The organism is Candidatus Zixiibacteriota bacterium, from assembly GCA_026397505.1.
Lineage (GTDB): Bacteria > Zixibacteria > MSB-5A5 > GN15 > PGXB01 > JAPLUR01.
In genome coordinates, this window is record JAPLUR010000016.1 from 1 (window position 1) to 6,788 (window position 6,788).

A 6,788-nucleotide genomic window follows, 5' to 3' on the forward strand; every position below is an offset into this window, starting at 1 on the left:
TTTCGTATTAAGCCGGGCGACAGGGTGGCCGACCTCGGTTGCGGCACCGGCGTGCTCTTCGATTTACTGCGGCGCAAGGTCGGTCCCGAGGGGCTGGTGATCGGCGTCGATTTTGCCTCGACCATGATTCGGAAAGCCCGGACCAATTTCCCTTTTGACAGCTGTGTGCCCCTCTGCGCCGATGTGGAAAATCTTCCGCTGAAATCTGATTCATTTGATCTGGCCGTGTCGCTGGCCTCGTTTCCCCATTTCGTCGACAAAGGGAAAGTGATGGCTGAAGTCTCCCGGATCCTTAAGCGCGGTGCCGGCTTCCATATCATCCACCTCCTCAGCAGCAAAGAGCTGGCGCATCATCACCATCGCGCCGGTGGGCCGGTGGCCATGGACCAGCTGCCGCCCCAGGAACGGTTGATGCAGATGTTTGAGGAGGGGCATTTTCTCAACGCCCAAATTACCGACCGGCCGGGCCTGTATCTGGCCTCGGCTGTCAAAGGATGAGCCTGAATATCGGCCCTCGGAAAGCGGCCCACTCGGCCCTCTATCTGGCGCTGGCCATTTTGCTGCCGATCATATTTCATCAATTCGGGATTGCCGGGCGAATTATTCTGCCCATGCACATCCCGGTCCTCCTCTGCGGTTTCATCGTCGGGCCTGTGGCCGGGATGATGATCGGCCTTCTGGCGCCGACACTTTCCTACTTTCTGACCGGCATGCCGCCGCTCTATGCTGTGCCGCTGATGACTCTGGAACTCCCCCTCTATGGTCTGATTGCCGGACTGGCTTATTGTAAAATGAGACTGAATATCTATCTGACCCTCATAATTGCCATGGTTTTTGGCCGGCTGGCCTTTGCATTGGGATTGGTGGTTCTGGGAAGATTTATCGACCTCCCCTACGGCCCGCTGCAATTCTTCGCCGCCGGTGGGGCGATGGTCGCAGGCCTGCCGGGAATAATATTGCAGCTTCTTATTATTCCTCCAATGGTCGCAGCCGTCAATAGAACGACCCGATTCTGATCCATCCTCTGTCAGGATGCCCCATTTTCCGGTAGTGGGTCAGTTTCAATTTAATAGGACTTCACAGGAATTGAAATCGGCCTTATAATAAGGCATTCAAAAGCGGTTACGCAAAAAGAAAAGGCTTGGTTTGAAGGAATTGGCGGCAACTCTAACCAACGAGGCAACAACGCCAGAACCGCCTCCAGAGCCAAGGCCGGTTGACCCCTATAAAAATCCCGCCGCCGTCGAATTGGGCCGTCTTGGGGGGCTAAAGGGCGGCAAGAATCTTTGGAAGGGCGTTTCAAAGGAAGAACGATCAAAATGGGGACGAAAATTGGCCCGGAAAAGATGGAAAAAGCCCAAGAAATGATCGCCAAAAAATTATTCTTCGGTTATAGTTCCCCTCATTAATTCAAGCCATTTTGTAATCTGCTCGATATCATCCTTAGTAATTGGATATTCCAAACGCAAAATAGCAAGCTTTTGTCCTTTTCTTGGAATTGTATAATCCCGCGTCAGCGAATCTGATTTCGGCGAAATCACACTTTTGGGTTCAGTTTCCGTCTTTGTGAGTAAAGACTCTCCCATAGGAATAACTCCTTTATCAGGTGATTTCTCTTCATCTTGTTCATCTTTACTCAATTTAACATCAGATTCCGGCTTTGTCAAGGCAATAGTTGACCTAAGTTGAGCGATAAAAGAATCAACAGATAACTCATTAAAATGCTTTTCAAGAAGCAGATATTTTCTTAAATCATTATCATTCTTGGGCAAGAAGCCGCTATAATAATCCCAAATTTCCTTGTGAATTGGTGGTAACAAAGCACATTGGCTGAGTAAATCATCACTTTCGTCCGGATCAAGTAATATCCTACGAGATGTTTCAGAAATAGATATCTTTCTGTCTTTGCCCGTTCCATCAACCTGAATTAGTCCATAAGCTTTCAAAGCAGCAATACTCAATAATCCCTGGCTACCAAAGGCCGCATTGCCCCAGGTTTCATGGGCCGTTCTTTCAGGTATCCAGTTCGTCTTATAGACATCATAAATCTGTTTGACCTTTTCCAGGGCCTTTGTTAGGCTCAGAGAGGGATAATTGGGGCTTCGATGCCTTGCCTTCTTGACCTTGGTTTTGACATCTTTGGCCTGTGATTGTTGTGGCATTTTTTCCATACTATAAGCTCCTTATTTAGGGATTCACTTAACTTCTGCAAATAATATCGAAAAGAATGCTCGGGAAGTCAAGAAAAAAGTCAAAGAATTATGAAAATATATTGATTATTATATCGGTTGCCTATTGACAATCGGTTTTAACTACATTATAATAGCATCTATGTTTGAGGATAATGGGAAAATAAAAGGACTCAGATCAGTTCCTTCCGATCTGAGTCCATGATCCTTAATGCGGGGCCAGCAGGTAGCGAGCGGGGGACTTTGCATTCCTGGCTCGTCGGGTTCAAGTCCCACTGGCTCCAAAAAAGCGGCTGTAATTCAAGGGTAGAATGGCAGACCTTCCATTTTGCTTATGCCGGTTCAACTCCGGTCAGCCGCTCTTCTAAGATATCGTCTTTTTGGGGATAAGCAAGAAAAAATATTTTTTGCGAAGATGAGGATTTTACTTGACAAAGTGACTACAAAACTTTGGAGTATTGAAGATTTAGTTAATCTTTTGGAAAGCAAAGAATTAGCTTAATATATCCTTCAATTGTCAAATCTCATAGATTTCTTGATTTTTACCAACTTTCCGCTTGACAGATCTGTATATATTATAGCATTTAGATACTTGCCGATATAATTTAAAGGCTTCTGATGAAATAATGCTTGACAACTGCACTTGTGTGCAGTATCATATTTTTGAGTAACTTTATGAATTTGGTGATTGGTGGATTATGATGAAACCAAAATTTAGGGAAGACAAAGCCGCACAAGCTGCAGCACTTTTTTTGAAGCACAGAGGCGCAAGTCTGTCATGCCAAAAAATGAGTCATCTCAAGCTTATGAAGTTGCTCTACCTTGCTGAACGGGAGGCATTGATTAGATGGCGACGACCTATTATTTTCGATTCCTATGTATCAATGGATAAAGGTCCCGTCCTAAGCCAAACTCTGAATTTGCTGCATGGTGAATCTGAGACAAGCGGAATATGGGGCGAAACTATAAGCTCACCCACTGACAATGAGGTCTCTTTGATTCGAGACCCTGGTACTAATAGTTTATCAGAAGCGGAAGAATTGCTTATAAAAGAAATATTTCATGAGTATGGCAGAATGTCTCGGTGGGAGATTTGTGACAAGACGCATGAACTTCCCGAATGGGAAAATCCGGAAGGTTCTTCCATTCCAATTGAGTACAGAGATATTCTTAAGGGGGCAGGCAAAACAGATATTGAAATAGCGTCAATAATTTCAGAAATCGAAAATATAGCTCTAATCGACAATTATTTAGGGTAATGAATGCCCGTTGATTGTCCATGTGGCTGTTCCTTCTATATTGGGGGACACTTATGGCTTGTCGTCGCGGAATTGCCTAATTCCCCTATTCAGCTGGTCATAGTTAATCTCACAACAAGAAAATCGGAATCGGACACAACAGTTATTCTTAAGACGGGCGACCATCCTTTTGTCAAACATGAGACCGTTATAAATTATTCTGATGCACGACTAATTTCTAAACCTGATTTAATTACCAGAATAGAAGAGAAATTTTTTGCAACCGATCAAATCTTCGCTGATGAGATATTAAGGATTATACAGCAAGGTTTATTGAATTCGCCCTATACGCCAAAAGGGATAAAAGAGTCTTGTAGATCAAGATTTGCGAATGATACTTCCTCCAAAGATGGCATTATTGGCAAGTCTTTTAGTTGACTTCTAATATTCTCATCTCAAACTGATCCACTACCCATTTTCCTCTTGCATAAGAAGTCCCCGGCCATTAAATTAATAATTGGATAAGGTCGAGTTTTCACATCTCTGGTCTATTCCTTTTCCGATAGCTAAACATGGAATGGTTTAAATAAAGTGAGGCAATGATGAAAAAGATAATATTCCTTCTGCCCATACTTCTTCTGCTACTGGCTTTTGGCTGCAGCCGTAACGACAACGCCCCGATCAAACCCGCCGATAATCCGCCCCAATCTTCCGAAATGCCCGATCCGGTCAGAAATCTTCTTAACCAGAATACTTTCTCTTATGATGATTCCGCCGGCATAGAATCCCTTTCTGCCGATTTCAATCCTCCCAGCCTGTTTGATACCAGCTACGATATCTATGCGGTCGCTTTCCTCTGGGGACATCTTTTCAATCTCAGTGGCACTCTTCCCGCGATCACTACCGATTGGTCCGGCTCTCTCTACATAAATGGCGTGGCCAATATTGCCATTACCAGGGCAATCAGCTTTGAACGAGGACAGGATTCCCTGCTCCCCGGAAACAGTCCGGCCATGGTGGAATGGATTTCGATTACCAACGGGGATTTTGATGGGATAGCCTGTTTGATATTTCTCAAGCGGGGTGTAGTCTACGTAATCGCACCGACACTTCACTTTACGACCCCGCCACTCAGCCTGGAATTCAGCTTCGACAAGCTGGAAAAATTGAGTGCCTATTATGTGGTTGATTCCATGAATGCCGTGGCGGTGCAGGCGCGCCGTATCTATCCCCGTGTCTGTCCCGAGGGAATCATGATCGGCGAGTGGATCAAGGTCAGCAATGCCGGCGACAGCGGATTTATCAAAGGCGAATGGCTGGATCAGAACAGCGAACCGAGAGGTGTCTTTGCCGGAGTCTTCTGGACCACTGGCGATGGACAGAGACCATTTCTCGGCTGGGTTTCCGGTCATAACACCACCCAGATTATCGCCTATATGCGCGGCATCTGGTTATATGACGATCCGCGCGATTGCCCTTTATGTGGCACCGGTCATGGCCGATACAAAGGGATCTTTAAATATACCAATGAACCGGGTATCGGTATCGTGGAAGGGGAATTCGGCGATTATTCGTTACCGCCCGGATCCCTGGTGCTGCCGCTGAAAGGAGTCTGGAAAACCTTCTGTCCGCACATGAACGATGGTTCCGTGATGCCAAATTGAGACGAGAGTTCCTCAAACTCGAGAAAGCCAGTCTAAATTACCATGGGCGGCCGGTTCTTATACCCGCCGCTCATTAGTTTGAGAATCAATCGCTCGCAATCAATATTCGAAGATTGCAGGTGGATTCTGGACACATGTTAGAAGTGTATGGTGCCATCATGAAAGACTGCCTCTTCTTCCTGTTTGGAAAATCTCCAAAATAATTCTTGACATTTTTAATCCTTGGGGCATATTAATAGTAGGGTAATTAAAGCGGAGCTTTGGCCAGGACACCCGCCCTTCATACGGGCGTGTTATAAACCTTTGGGGGAAAGGACGGCCTATGAGTAGTTGCTTGTGATTTGCAGTCAAATATAACATATTTTGGGCTTACAACTTACAAGGAGGAAACCGTGAGATTTTTCAGTTTGATAATAATTGGTCTGCTTCTGGGTATCTGCTGGGGTTTGATAGGCTGTTCGGCCAGTGCCGGGGATTACACGATTGAGAAAGTGGTGGAGATTGGCCCGGCCGACTGGGTGCCGTTCTTGTGGCCGATAAAATGGTCGCCGGACGGGACTAAGATATCCTATTTCTATAATGGCTATTTAATGATCTCGGATACTTTGGGCCATTCTCGGCAGGCCTGGAAGGTAAACACCTTTCCACTTAAATATGAATGGTTGTCCAATGATGAGATTTTTGTGCATCAGCGCTTTCTGGGCGGAAACAGAACCATTGTTCGCTTGAGTATTGTCGATATTAACACCGGCCAGGAACGGGTATTGGTTGATAATACCCCGCTCGATTCCAATATGTCGGCCGTACAAGAAGTAGAAGTTTATGGACCGGAGCGCACGGTAGAAGGGAACGTATATTATACCGATAAAAAGGTGGCGGGAAAAAGCGCCATTATTCCGCAGAGTAAATTTGGACCCTCCAATAAGACGACCTCAGCATCTGACAATCACATATTGAGTTGGGGCAATGATGGCTTGTATATGGTGCGTGCCGATATGCAGGATTCGACAAGGATTGGCCTTAAGCCACGACCATATATAGCTCTTGCCCCCGCCATAAATACGAAAAAGACGCATGTTATGACTAACGACTTAATAATACGCCTCGCCGACTCCATGACTATCGCTTTGGACACAATTATTAAGGAAAAGCCCCCAAAGACGCTCGTATGTGGCCTCCTATTTGAGTCCTTCAATCCTGTGGAGGCCGAAGTGTTGTTTGAAGTAAGCTGCGATGACGGTGAATCCTATATTGTTAATAGATCCGGCACTTATAATTACAATTCAGGGTCAGTGACAATATTTGATGAGGTGGCTGGCATCCAGAACTGCACGACGCCAGTTTATTGTTCCGATGGCCAGAAAATAGCATTGCTTTCTAATAATAGGGCCTATATAATCTTCAGGGGGGAAAAATGATATCGCATTCCATTTGGCCGCAGCAGAAATATGTCGTTGTACTTTTTGTCGTCATACTGAACGTAGCGATTATAGAGTGTGCGAACGCCTTCAAGGTCTGCATAGATCTTGGCCACGGCGGGGCATCCTGAATCGTCCAAGGTAATGTCAATATTAGTGTGGAAATTGGTATATCCTTTTTTTCATTTATTTAGGCTGCTTTTTGTATCATGTTTTTGATGGTTTTTATTATTTCATTGTTTCTGTGCCATTTATGATTGAAATAGTTGAATAAAGCAT

Annotated in this window: 6 protein-coding genes and 2 tRNA genes; 7 read left to right on the forward strand and 1 reads right to left on the reverse strand. The window is 45.3% G+C overall.

Going from position 1 to position 6,788, the window contains the following annotated elements:
* On the forward strand, nucleotides 1–498 hold a 498-nt coding region (locus NT002_00765; GenBank protein MCX6827808.1), incomplete at its 5' end, for a class I SAM-dependent methyltransferase.
* Nucleotides 495–1,016 (forward strand): ECF transporter S component, encoded by a 522-nt coding sequence (locus tag NT002_00770; GenBank protein MCX6827809.1) that lies wholly within the window; start codon nucleotides 495–497, stop codon nucleotides 1,014–1,016. The genes NT002_00765 and NT002_00770, both read left to right, overlap by 4 nt.
* A gap of 363 nt (nucleotides 1,017–1,379) precedes the next feature.
* Here the strand turns inward: NT002_00770 and NT002_00775 are convergent, their stop codons facing one another.
* The gene (locus tag NT002_00775; protein ID MCX6827810.1) at nucleotides 1,380–2,171 is read right to left on the reverse strand and encodes a hypothetical protein; all 792 of its coding nucleotides are present in this window, start codon (nucleotides 2,169–2,171) and stop codon (nucleotides 1,380–1,382) included.
* Between the two features lie 233 nt (nucleotides 2,172–2,404).
* Between NT002_00775 and NT002_00780 the strand changes: the two genes are divergently transcribed.
* From NT002_00780 to NT002_00800, 5 genes are all read left to right on the forward strand, one after another.
* A tRNA-Gln gene (locus NT002_00780) sits at nucleotides 2,405–2,473 on the forward strand.
* Between the two features lie 5 nt (nucleotides 2,474–2,478).
* Nucleotides 2,479–2,550, forward strand: a tRNA-Glu gene (locus NT002_00785).
* Nucleotides 2,551–2,887: 337 nt separating this feature from the next.
* On the forward strand, nucleotides 2,888–3,448 hold the full coding sequence (locus NT002_00790; GenBank protein MCX6827811.1) for a Panacea domain-containing protein: 561 nt from the start codon (nucleotides 2,888–2,890) through the stop codon (nucleotides 3,446–3,448).
* A gap of 578 nt (nucleotides 3,449–4,026) precedes the next feature.
* On the forward strand, nucleotides 4,027–5,091 hold the full coding sequence (locus NT002_00795) for a hypothetical protein (GenBank protein MCX6827812.1): 1,065 nt from the start codon (nucleotides 4,027–4,029) through the stop codon (nucleotides 5,089–5,091).
* A gap of 392 nt (nucleotides 5,092–5,483) precedes the next feature.
* Nucleotides 5,484–6,509: a hypothetical protein gene (locus NT002_00800; protein ID MCX6827813.1), complete on the forward strand. Its 1,026-nt coding sequence runs from the start codon at nucleotides 5,484–5,486 to the stop codon at nucleotides 6,507–6,509.
* Nucleotides 6,510–6,788: the final 279 nt, after the last annotated feature.